We start from the raw sequence: 17,186 nt of genomic DNA, 5'->3' as shown, positions 1-17,186 counted from the left end.
CTCAGTCGCTCCGGCCTTCGTTGTCCCGGCCTTCACTGTCCCAAGGGAGGCGGATGGTGGCGCTTGCGGTGGCCGCGATGCCTTCCTCGCGGCCGGTGAAGCCGAGCCGCTCGCTGGTCGTGGCCTTCACGGCGACGCGCGAGATGTCGAGCCCGGTGATCTCGGCGATCCGTCCCCGCATGACGTCGCGCAGCGGTCCGATTTTCGGGCGCTCGCAAATCATAGTCACTTCAAGGTTGGCGATGCGGCCGCCGCGGGCGCTGACGCGATCGACCGCATATTTCAGGAAGCGGTCGGAGGAGGCGCCTTTCCACTTGTTGTCGCTGGGCGGGAAGTGCGAGCCGATATCGCCGTCGGCCAGCGCGCCGAGAATCGCGTCGACCAGCGCATGCAGTCCGACGTCGCCATCGGAATGGGCGAGGAAGCCGCGATTATGCGGCACGCGGATGCCGCAAATCATGACGTGGTCGCCATCGCCGAAGGCGTGAACGTCGTAGCCGGTGCCGGTCCTGATATCGCCGAGCGCCGCGCCGAGGCGGGCTTCCTCGCGCAGGAAATCTTCCGGTGTCGTGAGTTTCATGTTCGCAGGATCACCTTCAAAGGTCGCAACCGTCAATCCTGCCCATTCCGCCAGCGCGGCATCATCGGTGAAATCGCTGCGGCCGTCGCGGGCCGCGCGGCGATGGGCTTCGAGTATCACATCGAACTTGAACGCCTGCGGCGTTTGCGCGATCCGCAGCCGCGCGCGCTCCGGTGTCGCCTCGACATTTCCGCTGTCGCCGACCAGCTTGATCGTGTCGGTGACCGCGATGGTCGGTACGGCGGCGCCGGTGCGCCCGGCCGCTTCGATCGCGCGCGAGATCACGGCAGCCGTGACGAAAGGTCGCGCTGCGTCATGGATCAGAACGATGTCAGGTTTCCGATCCACCAGCGCCTCCAGTCCGGCATGAACCGAGGCCTGCCGCGTCGCGCCCCCGTGCGCCGGCGTTTGGTGACGCAGGCCGCTGACGGCCTCATGGAACATCACGGTGTCATCGGGATGCAAAACCGGCTGCACCGCGAACACCTGTGGATGCTCGCAAAATGCTTGCATCGCCCGATGGATCACGGTTTGACCACCGATGGTTCGGTATTGTTTGGGGCCGCCCGCGCCGGCGCGGAGCCCGCGCCCGGCTGCAACAAGGACGACTGCGGTACGATCAGGTCTGGACATCGGACACAATGAAGGGTGATTCAAAATTGCAATGAAGGCGCATGTCGCGCGCTGGCCGTACAGCCCTTATCATGCCGGCAGCTTAAAAACAGAGCGTTTCCTGGGCGCTGTGTGAAAAGCAGTTCTTGCTGCACTGCACTTGCACATTTGATAGAACTGTCTAAACTGTAGGCAAGATGCTTGACTGCACAAGAATTGTGCTCAAAATACAACCTCGACGTCGTGACGCGTCCGTCAGAACAATGAGCAATTCGTGGCCAGCCCGGTAGAATTTCACGGTAAGTCCTTGAAAGTTGGTGGTATTACACCCGCCAACCGGGTCTTTCTTGCGCCGATGTCGGGCATCACGGATGCGCCGTTCCGGCGTTTGGCCGCGGCGCTGGGCGCCGGGCTCGTGATCTCGGAAATGACCGCCAGCTCCGATTTGATCAATGGGCGGCCGATGTCACGCTTGAGGTGCGAGGCAACCGGGGTTGGCCCGCATATCGTTCAGCTCGCGGGATGCGAGGCCCGCTGGATGGCGGAGGGCGCGCGGATCGCCGAGAGTTCCGGCGCCGACATCATCGATATCAATATGGGCTGTCCGGCCCGCCATGTCACCGGCGGCCAGTCGGGTTCGGCGTTGATGCGCGATCCCGATCATGCGCTGAGGCTGATCGAGGCGACGGTTTCGGCCGTGAAAATTCCGGTGACGCTGAAGATGCGGCTCGGATGGGACGAGCGTTCGCTCAACGCGCCCGAACTGGCGCGGCGCGCTGAAGCCGCCGGCGTGCAAATGATCACCGTGCATGGCCGCACCCGCTGCCAGTTCTACAAGGGCGAGGCCGATTGGGTCGCGGTGCGCGCGGTCAGGGATGCGGTTGGAATTCCGCTCGTCGTCAACGGCGATATCACCTCGTATGAAAACGCCGTCGCCGCGCTCGACCTGTCGGGCGCCGATGCGGTGATGATCGGCCGCGGCGCGCAGGGCCAGCCCTGGCTGCCGGGCCAGATCGGCCGCCGTCTCGAGACCGGCATTGCCGAATCCGCGCCGTCGCTGGCGGAACAGCAGAACCATATCCGCGCGCTCTATGACGAGATCTGCAGCCATTACGGGCTGCGCATCGGCCTGCGCCACGCGCGCAAGCATCTCGGCTGGGCGCTCGACGTCGCGGCCCGCTGCGGCCGGGCGCAGGCAACGGTGATCAAGGGGTGGCGGCAAAAGATTTTGACGTCGGAAGATCCAGCGAGTGTGCGTCGCGCGCTGCAGGACGCATTCGACGACTTTGCATGGAGCGCTGCTGCATGACTCTAGCCGCGGAACATCTCCGGCCTGTGCCGTCAGAGAGCGAGGCCATTCTCAACGCACTGCCCAATCCGGTGCTGCTGGTGGCGCCGGACGGCAGGATCGTCGATGCCAACATGGCGGCGGAATCGTTCTTCGAGATTTCGACGCAATTCCTGCAACGGCAATCGCTAAAGGAACTGGTGCCGTTCGGCAGCCCCTTGCTGGCGCTGATCGATCAGGTGCGTTCGACCGGCTCGCCGGTCAATGAATACAAGGTCGACCTCGGCACGCCGCGGATCGGCGGCGACCGCCAGGTCGATCTGCATGTCGCGCCGCTGACCGAGCGGCCCGGCCACATCGTCGTGATGCTGCAGGAGCGCACCATCGCCGACAAGATGGACCGGCAATTGACGCATCGCAGCGCCGCCCGCTCGGTGATCGCGCTGGCGGCAATGCTGGCGCACGAAATCAAGAATCCGCTGTCCGGCATCCGCGGCGCGGCGCAATTGCTGGAGCAGCAGGCCTCGGCGGAGGACCGCATGCTGACGCGGCTGATCTGCGACGAGGCGGATCGCATCGTGACGCTGGTCGACCGCATGGAAGTGTTCGGCGACGACCGGCCGGTGGCGCGCGGCCCGGTCAACATCCATTCGGTGCTCGATCACGTCAAGCGGCTGGCGCAATCCGGTTTCGCGCGTAACATCCGCTTCGTCGAGGAATACGATCCGTCGCTGCCGCCGGTGCTGGCCAACCAGGACCAGCTCATCCAGGTGTTCCTCAATCTGGTGAAGAACGCCGCCGAAGCCGTCGCCGATCTGGGCTCCGATGCGGAAATCCAGCTCACCACGGCGTTCCGGCCGGGCGTGCGGCTGTCGGTGCCGGGCAAGAAATCGCGGGTGTCGCTGCCGCTCGAATTCTGCGTCAAGGACAACGGCCCGGGCGTGCCGGAAGATCTGCTTCCGAACCTGTTCGATCCCTTCGTCACCACCAAGGCGACCGGCAGCGGCCTCGGACTTGCATTGGTGGCCAAGATTGTCGGCGACCACGGCGGCATCATCGAATGCGAGTCGCAGCCGCGGAAAACCATCTTCCGCGTGCTGCTGCCCATGTTCAACACGGCCAAACATCTGGATCAAAGTCATCGCGATGACGTTTCGGGTACGTCACCGCATGCCTCGCAGGACAGAAGATGAGGAATAACAATGCCCGCAGGTAGCATTCTTGTCGCCGACGACGATACGGCCATCCGTACCGTCCTGAACCAGGCTCTCTCGCGCGCCGGATATGAGGTCCGGCTGACGGGGAACGCGGCGACGCTGTGGCGCTGGGTCAGCCAGGGCGAGGGCGATCTCGTCATCACCGACGTCGTGATGCCGGACGAGAACGCGTTCGATCTGCTGCCGCGGATCAAGAAGATGCGGCCGAACCTGCCGGTCATCGTGATGAGTGCGCAGAACACCTTCATGACTGCGATCCGCGCCTCCGAACGCGGGGCCTATGAATATCTGCCGAAGCCGTTCGACCTGAAGGAACTAATCGCCATTGTCGGCCGCGCGCTGGCCGAGCCGAAGGAGCGGGTGGCGAGCCCCGCCGACGAGACGGAATTCGATTCCATTCCGTTGGTCGGCCGCTCGCCGGCGATGCAGGAAATCTACCGGGTGCTGGCGCGCCTGATGCAGACCGACCTCACCGTGATGATCTCGGGCGAGTCCGGCACCGGCAAGGAACTGGTCGCGCGCGCGCTGCACGACTATGGCAAGCGGCGAAACGGCCCGTTCGTCGCGGTCAATATGGCGGCGATCCCGCGCGATCTGATCGAATCCGAACTGTTCGGCCATGAACGCGGCGCCTTCACCGGCGCCAACACCCGCGCCTCCGGCCGCTTCGAACAGGCCGAGGGCGGCACGCTGTTCCTCGACGAAATCGGCGACATGCCGATGGAGGCGCAGACCCGGCTGCTGCGCGTGCTTCAGCAAGGCGAATATACCACCGTCGGCGGCCGTACCCCGATCAAGACCGACGTCCGGATCGTCGCCGCGAGCAACAAGGATCTGCGCATCCTGATTCAGCAGGGACTGTTCCGCGAGGATCTGTTCTTCCGCCTCAACGTGGTGCCGCTGCGCCTGCCGCCGCTGCGCGAGCGGATCGAGGATCTGCCGGATCTGATCCGGCATTTCTTCGCGCTGGCGGAGAAGGACGGCCTGCCGCCGAAGAAGCTCGACACCCAGGCGCTCGAGCGCATGAAGCAGCATCGCTGGCCCGGCAATGTGCGCGAATTGGAAAACCTCGCTCGCCGGCTGGCGGCGCTGTATCCGCAGGACGTGATCACGGCCTCCGTCATCGACGGCGAACTGGCGCCTCCGGCGGTCAGTTCCGGCGGCAACGTTCCCCACGGCGTCGATAATCTCGGCGGCGCCGTCGAGGCCTATCTGTCGTCGCATTTCTCCGGTTTCCCGAATGGCGTGCCGCCGCCGGGCCTCTATCACCGTATTCTCAAGGAGATCGAGGTACCGCTGTTGACCGCTGCGCTGGCCGCGACCAGGGGTAACCAGATCCGCGCCGCCGATCTCCTGGGTCTCAACCGCAACACACTGCGGAAGAAGATTCGCGACCTCGATATTCAGGTCTACCGCAGCGGCAGTTGAGGATACCGCGAAGGCGATCCGCCAATCGCGGGCCAGTCATCAACAGATTGTCACGGGGTAAGGCGCATTTCGCCGCAGGATGCGCCGTGGAATTGTCGCAATTCGGCAACATTGTGATATGAATGCATCAGTCCGCCGCTGGCATTATGCCGGCGGACGGAAGGCCATCAGCTCACCCCAAAGCCGGAATGACCAGCGCAGATTCCGCGGTCCCATCGTTCGATCCGTCGCTTGCCGAGTCCAGGGGATGGTCCCTCTGGAGGCTGCTGGCGGCGTTTGCGGTCGCTCTCGCCCTGCTGTCGGCCTGCTTGACCTTCGTGGTGCTCACCGGCCTGACGCCGATCGAGCCGACGCCGACGGTGGTCTATTCGTTCATCCTCATCAATGCCGCCACCATCCTTCTGCAGGTCGGCATCATCGTCCGCGAGGTCTGGCAGGTCATGCAGGCCCGGCGGCGCGGCCGGGCGGCGGCAAGGCTGCACATCCAGATCGTCAGCCTGTTTTCCATCATTGCGGTGCTGCCGGCCGTGCTGGTGGCGATCGTCGCCAATGTCACCATCGATCGTGGCCTCGATCGGCTGTTTTCCGGCCCGACCCGCGAGGCGATCCAGAATTCGCTGACCATTGCCCGCGCCTATGCCTACGAGCATGCCCAGTTGATACGGGACGATATTCTGGGGATGACCAACGATATCGCCCGCGCGCGGCCGTTATACGACCAGGACCGCGGCACGTTTCGCCAGCTTCTGACCGCCAGCGCGGCGGCGCGCAATTTGCCGGGGGCCATGCTGATCGACAAGGACAGCCACCTCCTGGAGACGGCGCAAACCGGCATCAATCTGGCCTTCGCGCCGCCGCCGCCGGAATTCCTCAAGAACGTCAACGAAAACGAACCCGAAATCGCGGTCGAGGATAATTATGTCGCGGCCGTGATCCGGTTGCGAGCCTTCGACGATACCTTTCTGTACGTGGCGCGGCTGCTCGATCCGCGCGTCGTGGCGCAACTCAAACAGACCCAGGCCAGCGTCGCCGAATACGCCGCGGTGGAATCCCGCCGGCTTGGCATCCAGGTGAGCCTGGCGCTGATGTTCGCCGTGATCGCATTGACGATCCTGATGGCCTCGATCCTGATCGGGCTGAACTTCGCCAATTGGCTGGTGGCGCCGATCCGGCGGCTGATGAGTGCGGCCAGCCTGGTCTCGACCGGCGATCTTCATGTCCAGGTGCCGGTGCATAGGTCGGAGGGCGATCTGGCCCAGCTCGGCGAGACCTTCAACAAGATGACGCAGGAATTGCGCACCCAGCGCGATGAACTGGTCAACGCCAGCGAGTTGATCGACAGCCGGCGGCGCTTCATCGAGGCGGTGTTGTCGTCAGCGAGCGCCGGCATCATCGGCGTCGATGCCTCCGGCAGCGTCGGCATTCTCAACCGCTCCGCCGAAAAACTCATCGGCCATGCCGAATCCGAGACGCTGGACCATCCGCTGTCGGACGTGCTGCCCGAACTCGACGACATGATGAAGACCGCGCGGGAAGGCACCCAGCGGCTGGTTCAGGGCCAGGTCACGATCAATCGCGACGGACTTGAGCGCAATTTGTCGGTTCGCGTCAGCGCCGAACAGACCAGCCAGTCGAGCGACAGCTATATCATCACGCTGGACGACATCACCGAACTGGTCTCGGCGCAACGGACCTCGGCATGGGCCGATGTTGCCCGCCGCATCGCCCATGAGATCAAGAATCCGCTGACGCCGATTCAGCTCTCGGCCGAACGCATCCGCCGCAAGTTCGGCAAAGTTATCGTCGAAGACAAGTCGGTGTTCGAGCAATGTACCGATACGATCGTGCGGCAGGTCGACGATATCAGGCGGATGGTCGATGAATTTTCGCGCTTTGCGCGGATGCCGAAACCGGTCATGGAAGGCGAGGACGTCGCCGACACGGTGCGGCAGGCGGTGTTCCTGATGCGGGTCGCGCATCCTGCTATCGATATCGAGACCGATATCAAGCAGGACCCGCTGCGGGCGCAGTTCGACCGGCGGCTGATTTCGCAAGCGCTGACCAACATCATCAAGAACGCGACCGAGGCGATCGAGGCGGTGCCGCCGGAGGAGATGGAGAAAGGTCGTATTGATGTCATCGCCGCGCGCGAAAACGACGACATCGTGATCGACGTTATCGACAACGGCATCGGCCTGCCAAAAACCGCGCGCGCGCGTTTGCTTGAACCCTACGTCACCACCCGCGAAAAAGGCACCGGCCTTGGTCTCGCCATCGTCGGCCGCGTTCTGGAAGATCATGGCGGGCGGATAGAACTCAAGGACGCATCCGACTTCCGGCCCGGCCAGCGCGGAGCCTGGATGCGGCTGCGGTTTGCGGTCTCGGGCCAGGCCGCCAAGGCCGACGCCAAAGAACAGGCTGCCGGCCCCAAGCCGCCGCCGGCCGCCGAACCACAACAACCGCAGAGCGAAGCCGCTGAACCGGCTAGCGCAACCAGCAGCGAAACAAAAATCAAAGCCGCGACAGGCAACTGACAACACAGGCGTGATCCATGGCAAGTGACATTCTGATTGTCGATGATGAGGCGGATATCCGGGATCTGGTCGCCGGCATCCTTGAGGACGAGGGGTTCGCGACACGGACCGCGCGCGACAGCGATTCGGCGCTGGCGGAAATCGCCAACCGCCGTCCGCATCTGGTGTTCCTCGACATCTGGCTGCAAGGCAGCAAGCTTGACGGATTGCAACTGCTGGAGCAGATCAAGCGCGACCACGCCGAGATGCCGGTGGTGATGATTTCCGGACACGGCAATATCGAAACCGCGGTCGCCGCGATCAAGCGCGGCGCTTACGACTTCATCGAAAAGCCATTCAAGTCCGACCGGCTGATTCTGGTAGCGACGCGGGCGCTGGAGACCTCGCGCCTGAAGCGGGAGGTGCGGGAGCTCAAGCAGCTCGCGCCGACGGCAAGCATCATGACCGGGCGTTCGGCCTGCATGAACCAGCTCCGCCAGACCATCGACCGCGCCGCCAAGGCCAACAGCCGCATCCTGATTGTCGGCCCGTCGGGGGCGGGCAAGGAACTGGCGGCGCGCACGCTGCATAATGCATCGAGCCGGGCCGACGGGCCGTTCGTCGTCATCAACGCCGCGGCGATCACGCCCGAGCGCATGGAAGTCGAGCTGTTCGGTGTCGAACAGACCAATGGCGAGCAACCGCGCAAGCCGGGTGCGCTGGAGGAAGCCCACGGCGGCACGCTCTTCATCGATGAAATCGCCGACATGCCGCGCGAGACCCAGAACAAGATCCTGCGCGTGCTGGTCGATCAGACGTTCCAGCGCTCCGGCGGCACCACCAAGGTCAATGTCGACGTCCGCATCATTTCCTCAACCGCGCGCAACCTGGAAGAGGAGATCACGGCAGGGCACTTCCGCGAGGATCTCTATCACCGGCTCTCGGTGGTGCCGATCCGGGTGCCGCCGCTGTCGGAGCGGCGCGAGGATATTCCCGAATTGATCGACTATTTCATGGACCAGATTTCGGCCTCGACCGGCCTGCCGAAACGGCAGATCGGCCAGGACGCGATGGCGGTTCTGCAATCCCATGTCTGGCCCGGAAACGTCCGGCAGCTTCGCAACAATGTCGAACGGGTGATGATTCTGGCGGGCGGGGGACCGGAAATCATCATCACCGCGGATATGCTGCCGCAGGATGTTGGTTCGATGGTACCGGCGATGCCCACCAGCAACAATGGCGAACACATCATGGGTCTGCCACTGCGCGAGGCGCGGGAAGTGTTCGAACGCGACTATCTGATCGCCCAGATCAGCCGTTTTTCCGGCAATATCTCGCGCACGGCGGAATTCGTCGGCATGGAGCGTTCGGCGCTCCACCGCAAGCTCAAGGCGCTGGGGGTCGGCTAAAAGCCGTCCCCGGCCTATCTCCATGCATTTGCTTGTAAAATTTGAATTGTTTCCGGATCTTTCCAGGAAATTTCGTGCCCCGCGGAGCCCCCGGGGCGCGAACCGGCTTGCCTAAAAACCGCACCTGCCCTCTAATCAAACAGTCGCGCCCCCCGGAGGGGGATCTCAGGGGTGGCCGGCACCGGAACGCATCTAATGAAAGCTGCGGCCGGTCCAATAATAAAAAGCAAACAAGACGGCGGGATAAAAACAATGGCGGCAGACCGCGCACAAAATCTACAAGACACCTTCCTCAATCACGTTCGTAAAACCAAAACACCCCTGACAATCTTTCTGGTGAATGGGGTAAAGTTGCAGGGGATTGTCACCTGGTTCGACAATTTTTGCCTGCTGTTGCGGCGCGACGGTCATTCGCAGCTTGTCTACAAGCACGCGATCTCGACCATCATGCCGGGCGCTCCGATCCAGTTGTTCGAAGGTGGCGAGGATACCCAGGCTTGAGGGTGATTTGATTGGAACCCCGGAATTTTAGCGGGGAGGCCGACCGTCCGCGGTCGGCCGGGGACCAAGCAACCGGGCGGGTGATCGTCATCGGCCCTTATTTACGTCTGCGCCGCGGCGATGCCGAGGCGCAGACGGAGCTTCATGTCGCCCGGGATTCGGAAGCGCGGCTCGACGAAGCCGTGGGCCTGGCGCGCGCCATCGACCTGACCATCGCGGACTCGCTGATCGCGCCGATCGGTCAGATCCGGCCTGCGACCTATCTCGGCAAGGGCAAGGTCGAGGAGATCGCAGGTCTCATCACGGGCCATGACATCGAACTGGTGGTGATGGATTGCGCGCTCTCGCCGATCCAGCAGCGCAATCTCGAGAAGGCCTGGAATACCAAGGTTCTGGACCGCACCGGCCTGATCCTGGAAATTTTCGGACGCCGCGCCAAGACCAGGGAAGGCTCGTTGCAGGTCGAACTCGCGCATCTGAACTACCAGCGCAGCCGCCTGGTGCGGTCATGGACCCATCTGGAGCGCCAGCGCGGCGGCTTCGGCTTCATGGGCGGCCCCGGCGAAACCCAGATCGAGGCCGATCGACGCCTGATCGGCGATCGGATCTCCCGGCTCGAAAACGAGTTGAAAAAAGTCCAGGCGACGCGGCGGCTGCATCGCGCCGGCCGCCAGCGCGTGCCCTATCGGGTCGTGGCGCTGGTCGGCTACACCAACGCCGGCAAATCGACGCTGTTCAACCGCCTGACGCGCGCCGACGTGCAGGCCGCCGACATGCTGTTCGCGACGCTGGACCCTACCTTGCGCGCGCTTCGTCTGCCGCATGGCGGAAAGGCGATGCTGTCGGACACGGTCGGGTTCATTTCCAACCTGCCGACGCAACTGGTGGCGGCGTTCCGCGCGACGCTGGAAGAAGTGCTGGAAGCCGATATCATTCTCCATGTCCGCGATATCTCGCATGAAGACGCGGAGGCCCAGGAGCGCGACGTCGACGCGGTGCTGCGGCAGCTCGGCATCGATCCGGAGGCCGGACAGCGCATCCTTGAAGTCTGGAACAAGATCGACCGGTTCGATCCCGAACAGCGCGAGAACCTGTACAACATCGCCGCTCGGCGTCCGCCGGAACGGCCTTGTTTTCTGGTCTCGGCCGAAACCGGGGAGGGGATCGACGCGCTGCTGGCCGCTATCGAGGACCGGCTGGCCGTGACGCGCATGACGCTGGACCTGTCGATCGACGCTTCCGACGGCGCCGGCATCAGTTGGCTGCACCGCAATTCGGAGGTGCTCAATAAGGAGCTCCACGACGGACGTTTCGACATGACCGTGCGGGTCGACGAGACCAAGCGCGACATCGTGGTCAACCGTTTCGACGCCGTGCCGCACGCGATGTAGACTGAGCTACGGTGTTCGTCCGGCGCACGCTGGACCAGATTTAACCGATCTCACCTTCGCTTCGTCACCCGGCATTTCTATCGATTTACCATTTATAGGAGAGGCTTGCGACGGCGCGACGGCGATCACCGTAGAAGCAGGCGGTCGGCGTCTGACAATTGGCGACATAGATTTTGTCGGTGATGTTGGTGACGTTGAGCGCAAGGCGCCAGTTGTTGATCTCGTAATGGACGGCGAGGTCGCCGAGGACGAAGGCGGGGACCTCGAGCGTATTGGCCGTATCGGCATAGGATACGCCGTTGTAACGGACGCCGGCGCCGAAGCCGAAACCTGTCAGCGGTCCGGTCTGGAACGTATAATCGCCCCAGAGCGATGCGATATCGCTCGGTGTGTTGGTGGGCACGGTGTCGACCAGAGCGGGATTGAGATCCTTGCTGACGAAGATGTCGAAGCTGGTGAAGGCGCCGGTCACCTTCAGCCCGGGCATGACATTGGCGACCGCCTCCAGTTCGATGCCGCGCGAGGTGACTTCCCCGGTCTGGATCGAGACGAGAGGGTTGGGATTGTTCGGATCGGTGGTGAGAACATTCTGCCGCTTGAGATCGAAGACGGATACGCCGAAATGGCCGTCGAATCCGGTCGGCTCGATTTTGACACCCGCCTCGGTTTGTTCGCCGGTCTCCGGCAGGAATAGCTGACCGGTATTTGAATTAGTCCCGATGACCGGATTGAAGCTCGTGGCATAGGAAATATACGGAGCGATCCCGAGGTCGGTGTTGTAGATCAGGCCGGCGCGGCCGCTGAACTTGCTGTCGTCGCGGTTATCGCTGGGCAACACCCGGTTGTTGTCCGAAGTGTTGACCCAGTCATTTCGTCCGCTGAGAACGAGGGTCAGGCGGCCCAGCTTGAGCTGATCCTGGGCGTAGAGACCCGCCTGCTTCTGCGTAATGTTTTGATCTTGAAAGACGGTCGCCGGGAATCCTTGTTGAATGCCGTAAACGGGGTTCAGCAAGTTGAGCGGCGGCGTTGCGAAATCGAACGCCTGCAAATCGCTGATCTCATAGTGCTTGAGGTCGACGCCAACCAGCGCCTTGTGCTGGATCGGACCGGTAGCGAAGCGGTACTCGAACGAGCTGTCGAGATCGGCCTGGTTGGCGCTGTCGTGCGCGAAATCGTTAAAGCGCGAAAACAGGGCACTGGAGGCATCGCCGGCATAGCCATTGCCAAGCAGGGTATGGAATTGGACGTCGTCATGCGCAAAACGCGCGTTCTGCCGGAACGTCAGGTCATCGGTCAGGTTCTTTTCGAACTGATAGCCGATCATTTCCTGCTCGCGCCTGAAGCTGTCGACGCTGGGATCGCTGGCGAAAAGACCGGTCGGGATGCGGCCGAACGGCGCGTTGACCACGGTTCCGACATAGGGAAGGAAATTCTGCACCCGCGTTTCGTTGCGCGAAGCCGAGGCCATGATCGTCAATGTCGTGTCGATGTCGGGTTTATAGGTGATCGACGGCGCGACGAAATAGTTGTTGTCGTATATGAAATCGGTCTGGGTATTGCCGCCCTGGACCGTGCCGAGCAGGCGATAATACAAATCGTTGTTCGCTCCGGAATGCGTCGCTACCGGACCGCCGAAGTCGAACGACAGATAGCCGTTGCCGAAAGAATTGATTCCGGTCTCGACATAGTTTTGCGGCGTCAAAGGCGGGGTTTTGCTGATGATGTTGACCATGCCGCCGGGCCCGCTGCCGCCGTAAAGAACGGCGGACGGTCCGCGCAGGATATCGATCCGCTCGATGCCGAACGGCTGGAATTTCCACGTGGCGAATCCAAAACCCGCAAAGAGCTGCAGTCCGTCAAGAAACAGGCCGACATCCTGGGCATCGAATCCGCGAATCTTGAACCAGTCGTTGCGGGTATCCGCACCGAACGTCTCGGCGCCGACGCCGGGTGCGTAGCGCAACGCCTCCGCGAAATTATGCGGATTTTGATCGCGAATTTCATCGCGACCGATCACGGATATCGCCTGTGGGGTTTCCATGATCGGCGTGTTGGTCTTGGTGCCGGTCAGCGAGCGGTCGGCAACGTAGCCATTGATCGGGCCGCGCGGATCCTGTCCGGCCTGTATGTTCTGCTGCCCCGGAGCCGATGGCCTGCTCGGCGCGGCCACGTCCCGAGCGGCATTATGGGCGCGCCGGGACACGCCGGAACTTGCCGCGCGCCGCGTCGATCTGGAAGCAGCCGCCGACGCTCTCGGCGCCTGCGGCGAATGGATCACGACAGGCGGCAGTTCGCCGCTGGACGGGCCGCTCGTGCCTTGTTGCGCATTTGCTCCGTTGCCTGCGAAAACAAGGACGATGATCGAAACTGCCGATGCGAAAGCAAGTCGCGATGAATCAAGATGCGCCGCCATGCCGAGTGCCCCCACACTTTGGAATTAGACCAATGAAATATGCGCGTAAGAACACGCATCACGTTTCGACCGGCCCTGGTGAGGGACGCCTATTTCATGTCATCTGCGACGAAGGAAATTGAATTTATTTAAGAGCGAATCTAAGTTTCCGCTCGCGCGTCTTCGATACGAAACTTTTCGTTCGAAAATGCAAAGGCTTCAGTTGTCCGCGTGAGGTGCAGTCAGGATTTTTGAAGACTTTGATTTTTGGAACCGAGGCGCGATGCCGATAGAGCGTTTTTGAGCGAAGTAGACACCGGTTCGCGTGAAGAAAACGCATCAAAACAAGAATTGAGAGCTTCGGTTATGATTCAATCAGAACCGATCATGCTCTCCAGATGTAGCGATCACCGCCGGTCTTGTTCGACGTTGGCGCGTATCGACGGCTGTTCCTTGCCCTTCGCCTCGTTCCACAACGCGTCCATCTCCTCGAGCGAGGCGCTCTGCAGCGAACGTCCCTGCGCCGCCAGGGCTTGCTCGATATAGCCGAAGCGGCGTTCGAACTTGGCGTTGGTGCCGCGCAGCGCGGAATCGGGATCGGCGCCGACATGCCGCGCCAGATTGACCAGCGCGAACAGGAGATCGCCGGTCTCGCTCGCAACTTCATCGGCGTCGTTATGATCGAGCGCGGCTTCGATCTCGTCGGCTTCCTCGCGGATCTTGCGCAGCACTGCGCGCGGATCGTTCCAATCGAAGCCGACGCTGGAGGCCTTGCGCTGCAATTCCATCGCGCGGGTCAGCGCCGGCTGGCCCGCCTTGACGCCGGACAGCAGCGACCTGTCCGTCGCTTCTTCTCCCGGCGGCCGCCGCGCGGCGCGCTCGGCTTTCTCCTCGGCCTTGATGCGGTCCCAGGCGTCCTTGACGCCGGAGGGCGTCAAGCGTCCGTCCTTGTTGGCGAAGACATGGGGATGCCGCCGGATCATCTTGCGCGTGATCGCCTCGACCACGTCGCCGAACGAAAACGCGCCCTGTTCCTCCGCCATGCGGGCGTGAAACACCACTTGCAGCAACAGGTCGCCGAGTTCATCGCAGAGGTCGGGGAGATCGCCCCGCGTGATCGCCTCGGCGACTTCATAGGCCTCCTCGATGGTGTAGGGCGCGATGGTCGCGAAATTCTGTTCGAGGTCCCAGGGGCAGCCGCTGCCGGGGGTGCGCAGCGCCGCCATGATGTCGAGCAAGCCTTGGATGTCACGGGAAGGAAGCATGGGGCACACCGGCTGGAAGTTGATTTGACCTGTATGCCGCAAGAGGCAAGCCTATCCCAGCAAAACGAGCCGGACCGGCGGCAGTTTCCACCGGTTGGCCCCGACATCGATGGGTGCTAGGCAACGCCATGAGCGATCAATCGAGCTATCCGTTCCGGTCCGAAACCGCGCTGGTGCTGTTCTCCGGCGGGCAGGATTCCGCCACCTGCCTAGCATGGGCGCTGCAACGCTTTGCGAAGGTCGAAACCATCGGCTTCGAATACGGGCAGCGTCACGCCATCGAGCTCACATGCCGCGGCGCCCTGCTGGATGGGATGAAATCGTTGCGCGCGGATTGGGCTGCGAGGCTCGGCGACAGCCACACGCTGGCGATTCCGACGCTGGCCGAGATCTCCGATACCGCGCTGACCCGCGATGTCGCGATCGAGATGGGCAAGGACGGCCTGCCGAATACTTTCGTTCCCGGCCGCAACCTGGTGTTCCTGACCTTCGCGGCGGCGCTGGCCTACCGGCGCGGCATCACCCATGTCATCGGCGGCATGTGCGAAACCGATTACTCCGGCTATCCGGATTGCCGCGACCAGACCATCAAGGCGTTGCAGGCCGCGCTCAGCCTCGGGATGGACAGAAAATTCGAATTGCACACGCCGCTGATGTGGCTCGACAAGGCCGCCACATGGAAGCTTGCCCATGAACTCGGCGGGACCGGGCTGGTCGACCTGATCCGCGAGCACTCCCACACCTGCTATCTCGGCGAACGCGGCGCGCGCCACGAGTGGGGCTATGGCTGCGGCGAATGCCCGGCCTGTGTGCTGCGCGCCAAGGGCTGGCGGGAATATGCGGCGAAAGCCCTTTAAGACGCCGCAATATTAGGGCTCAGTCGAAATCTTCCGGCCTGAGGACAATCGGCGTGCCATGCGGTGTGCGATCGGCGGCGTGGTCCCAGGCGGCGCGGTAGCGGTGCAGGGTCTCGGACGTCGTGACGCCTTTCTCGGCGATCAGCCGTTCCAGGGTCGCGAGCCAGTGCCGGTAATAGGTCTCGCCGGTGTCGGGATCGCCGGCGGCCTGCGCCTGCTTGATTTCGCTGGCGAGCGTGGCCGCCCATTCGCTCCAGGTGAACAGCCCGCGCTCATGCAGCGCCAGCGCCATCGCGAACGCCTGTGCCTCCCACGGCTCGCGAAACACCGGTCCTTCGGCGTCGCAGGGAATGTCGGGGAGGGCGCTCGTCGCGCGCGCCGCGGCCGTGTCCATCACACCGCCTCCAGATAGGGTTCGAACGCGTCGACGGAGACCTTCACCGTCGGATCGGCGTCCGGCCCCCACAATTCCGTTGCGTCGAATACGACGGTGTAAAGCCATTGCGGGTTATCGCCGGCTTCCATCGCGGCCGAGTCCGGAAACACGTTGCAGCCGAGATTGAGCTCGACCACGCCGACATGGCCGCGCACATAGCGTGGCAGCCTGGTATGGGTCGCCGGATGCATGTTCCTGGCGCGTACGCGATCGCCCGGCTTGAATTTCGCAGGCGCCTGCGCCTCGCGCCCGAATTTGCCGCGCACCATGATGCGCTCGACGTCATCGAGCGTGAACTTGCCGTGCTTGAGCGGCTTGGCCGGCGCCGCCGCGTGACCCGCAGCCACATCTCCGGCGGAGACATAGCCCTTGTCGATCAGCATGTCCTCGAGCCCGAGCAGCCATTTCTGATAATACGAGCTGCTGAGATAGACGTCAGGCGGCAGGATCTCGCGATAATAGCGCGAGGTGTCGATGTTGAAGGCGCCGGCTGCGCCCATCGCGCGCACCATCGCCATCACGCGGCCTTCCCATGCGGCGTGAAACGCCGGTTCGTTCGGCTCCGGCTCGACCTTGCCGAAGCCGTCCATGCCGCCCATGTCGTGTACGCCGTTCATGAGGGGGCGCCCGGAATCTTGGGAAAGCCGGTGCCGATCATGGAGTCGCGCGTCACCAGTTCGGCGAGTTGCTGCTCGCTCCAGCCCTCGGTGCCGGCGGGCCGCATCGGCAGCACCAGGAAGCGGGTCTCGGCGGTCGAATCCCACACCCGGATCTCGGTTTCGTTCGGCAGGCTGACGTCGAAATCCGCCAATACGCCGCGCGGATCCTTGACGGCACGGGAACGGTAGGGCGCGGCCTTGTACCAGACGGGAGGCAGCCCCAGCATTTCCCAGGGGTAGCAGGAGCACAGCGTACACACGACCATGTTGTGGCGCTGCGGCGTATTCTCGACGACGACGAGATGATCGCCGACCCGGCTGACATGGCCCAGCGTGCCGACGGCCTTGGTGCCGTCCTCCAGCAACGCGCGCTTGAACGCCGGGTCGGACCAGGCCTTGGCGACGACCCGCGCGCCATTATGCGGGCCGATCTTGGTCTCGTAGGCCTGGATGATGGCGTCGAGCGCGGGCGGATCGACATAGCCCTTTTCGGTCAGGATGGTTTCGAGCGCGCGCACCCGCAGCTCGGTTTCGGACAATTCCGAATGGTCGTGTTCGTGGTGATGGTGGTCATGATCGGTCATGCGGCAAAGATAGGCGAAATACCCCTTTAATGTCGAGGTCCGGCCTCTCCGGGC

General features: G+C 63.1%; 14 protein-coding genes. 8 read left to right on the top strand and 6 right to left on the bottom strand.

Features of this window, described 5'->3' with window-relative positions:
• Position 1: 1 nt before the first annotated feature.
• Positions 2-1,213, bottom strand: coding sequence for a bifunctional 2-C-methyl-D-erythritol 4-phosphate cytidylyltransferase/2-C-methyl-D-erythritol 2,4-cyclodiphosphate synthase (locus HB630_RS24070; protein WP_213775191.1), 1,212 nt, complete (start codon positions 1,211-1,213; stop codon positions 2-4).
• Positions 1,214-1,499: 286 nt separating this feature from the next.
• Between HB630_RS24070 and dusB the strand changes: the two genes are divergently transcribed.
• From dusB to hflX, 7 genes are all read left to right on the top strand, one after another.
• Complete coding sequence (gene dusB, locus HB630_RS24065; protein WP_213775217.1) at positions 1,500-2,501, top strand: tRNA dihydrouridine synthase DusB; 1,002 nt, start codon at positions 1,500-1,502, stop codon at positions 2,499-2,501.
• Positions 2,498-3,673 carry a nitrogen regulation protein NR(II) gene (locus tag HB630_RS24060; RefSeq protein ID WP_213775190.1) on the top strand — a complete coding sequence of 392 codons (1,176 nt, stop codon included), beginning with the start codon at positions 2,498-2,500 and terminating at the stop codon, positions 3,671-3,673. The genes dusB and HB630_RS24060 overlap by 4 nt, the downstream gene beginning before the upstream one ends.
• 9 nt (positions 3,674-3,682) lie before the next feature.
• Positions 3,683-5,125 carry a nitrogen regulation protein NR(I) gene (gene ntrC, locus HB630_RS24055; RefSeq protein WP_213775189.1) on the top strand — a complete coding sequence of 481 codons (1,443 nt, stop codon included), beginning with the start codon at positions 3,683-3,685 and terminating at the stop codon, positions 5,123-5,125.
• A 188-nt stretch (positions 5,126-5,313) separates the two neighbouring features.
• The gene (locus HB630_RS24050; protein ID WP_213775188.1) at positions 5,314-7,659 is read left to right on the top strand and encodes a PAS domain-containing sensor histidine kinase; all 2,346 of its coding nucleotides are present in this window, start codon (positions 5,314-5,316) and stop codon (positions 7,657-7,659) included.
• A 17-nt stretch (positions 7,660-7,676) separates the two neighbouring features.
• Complete coding sequence (locus tag HB630_RS24045) at positions 7,677-9,047, top strand: sigma-54 dependent transcriptional regulator (protein WP_213775187.1); 1,371 nt, start codon at positions 7,677-7,679, stop codon at positions 9,045-9,047.
• Between the two features lie 252 nt (positions 9,048-9,299).
• Entirely contained in the window at positions 9,300-9,548 is a 249-nt protein-coding gene (hfq, locus tag HB630_RS24040) for an RNA chaperone Hfq (protein WP_213775216.1), read from the top strand.
• Positions 9,549-9,559: 11 nt separating this feature from the next.
• Positions 9,560-10,939, top strand: a complete 1,380-nt coding sequence (gene hflX / locus HB630_RS24035) for a GTPase HflX (protein ID WP_213775186.1) — start codon at positions 9,560-9,562, stop codon at positions 10,937-10,939.
• Between the two features lie 85 nt (positions 10,940-11,024).
• Here the strand turns inward: hflX and HB630_RS24030 are convergent, their stop codons facing one another.
• Positions 11,025-13,352 (bottom strand): TonB-dependent siderophore receptor, encoded by a 2,328-nt coding sequence (locus HB630_RS24030; protein ID WP_213775185.1) that lies wholly within the window; start codon positions 13,350-13,352, stop codon positions 11,025-11,027.
• Between the two features lie 386 nt (positions 13,353-13,738).
• Positions 13,739-14,596 (bottom strand): nucleoside triphosphate pyrophosphohydrolase, encoded by an 858-nt coding sequence (mazG, locus tag HB630_RS24025; RefSeq protein ID WP_213775184.1) that lies wholly within the window; start codon positions 14,594-14,596, stop codon positions 13,739-13,741.
• A gap of 128 nt (positions 14,597-14,724) precedes the next feature.
• Here mazG and queC point away from each other — a divergent pair, with 128 nt between their 5' ends.
• A complete protein-coding gene (gene queC / locus HB630_RS24020; protein WP_213775183.1) occupies positions 14,725-15,453 on the top strand; it encodes a 7-cyano-7-deazaguanine synthase QueC in 729 nt (242 codons plus the stop codon).
• A gap of 19 nt (positions 15,454-15,472) precedes the next feature.
• Here the strand turns inward: queC and HB630_RS24015 are convergent, their stop codons facing one another.
• The 3 genes from HB630_RS24015 to nthA are packed head-to-tail and all read right to left on the bottom strand — an operon-like array spanning position 15,473 to position 17,132.
• Entirely contained in the window at positions 15,473-15,847 is a 375-nt protein-coding gene (locus tag HB630_RS24015) for a nitrile hydratase accessory protein (RefSeq protein ID WP_213775215.1), read from the bottom strand.
• The gene (nthB, locus tag HB630_RS24010; protein ID WP_213775182.1) at positions 15,847-16,506 is read right to left on the bottom strand and encodes a nitrile hydratase subunit beta; all 660 of its coding nucleotides are present in this window, start codon (positions 16,504-16,506) and stop codon (positions 15,847-15,849) included. Before nthB ends, HB630_RS24015 begins: the two co-directional genes overlap by 1 nt.
• Positions 16,503-17,132: a nitrile hydratase subunit alpha gene (gene nthA, locus HB630_RS24005; RefSeq protein WP_213775181.1), complete on the bottom strand. Its 630-nt coding sequence runs from the start codon at positions 17,130-17,132 to the stop codon at positions 16,503-16,505. Before nthA ends, nthB begins: the two co-directional genes overlap by 4 nt.
• Between the last annotated feature and the right edge of the window lie 54 nt (positions 17,133-17,186).

Source organism: Bradyrhizobium sp. dw_78 (assembly GCF_018449525.1).
Classification (GTDB): domain Bacteria; phylum Pseudomonadota; class Alphaproteobacteria; order Rhizobiales; family Xanthobacteraceae; genus Bradyrhizobium.
This window is presented reverse-complemented; position numbering and strand designations above follow the sequence as displayed.

Bases quoted from the DNA above. Each gene is read 5' to 3' on its own strand.
- nthB (WP_213775182.1), bottom strand. From the start codon at position 16,506: ATGAACGGCGTACACGACATGGGCGGCATGGACGGCTTCGGCAAGGTC.
- HB630_RS24050 (WP_213775188.1), top strand. From the start codon at position 5,314: ATGACCAGCGCAGATTCCGCGGTCCCATCGTTCGATCCGTCGCTTGCC.
- mazG (WP_213775184.1), bottom strand. From the start codon at position 14,596: ATGCTTCCTTCCCGTGACATCCAAGGCTTGCTCGACATCATGGCGGCG.
- HB630_RS24030 (WP_213775185.1), bottom strand. From the start codon at position 13,352: ATGGCGGCGCATCTTGATTCATCGCGACTTGCTTTCGCATCGGCAGTT.
- nthA (WP_213775181.1), bottom strand. From the start codon at position 17,132: ATGACCGATCATGACCACCATCACCACGAACACGACCATTCGGAATTG.
- HB630_RS24060 (WP_213775190.1), top strand. From the start codon at position 2,498: ATGACTCTAGCCGCGGAACATCTCCGGCCTGTGCCGTCAGAGAGCGAG.
- hfq (WP_213775216.1), top strand. From the start codon at position 9,300: ATGGCGGCAGACCGCGCACAAAATCTACAAGACACCTTCCTCAATCAC.
- HB630_RS24045 (WP_213775187.1), top strand. From the start codon at position 7,677: ATGGCAAGTGACATTCTGATTGTCGATGATGAGGCGGATATCCGGGAT.
- ntrC (WP_213775189.1), top strand. From the start codon at position 3,683: ATGCCCGCAGGTAGCATTCTTGTCGCCGACGACGATACGGCCATCCGT.
- HB630_RS24015 (WP_213775215.1), bottom strand. From the start codon at position 15,847: ATGGACACGGCCGCGGCGCGCGCGACGAGCGCCCTCCCCGACATTCCC.
- queC (WP_213775183.1), top strand. From the start codon at position 14,725: ATGAGCGATCAATCGAGCTATCCGTTCCGGTCCGAAACCGCGCTGGTG.
- HB630_RS24070 (WP_213775191.1), bottom strand. From the start codon at position 1,213: ATGTCCAGACCTGATCGTACCGCAGTCGTCCTTGTTGCAGCCGGGCGC.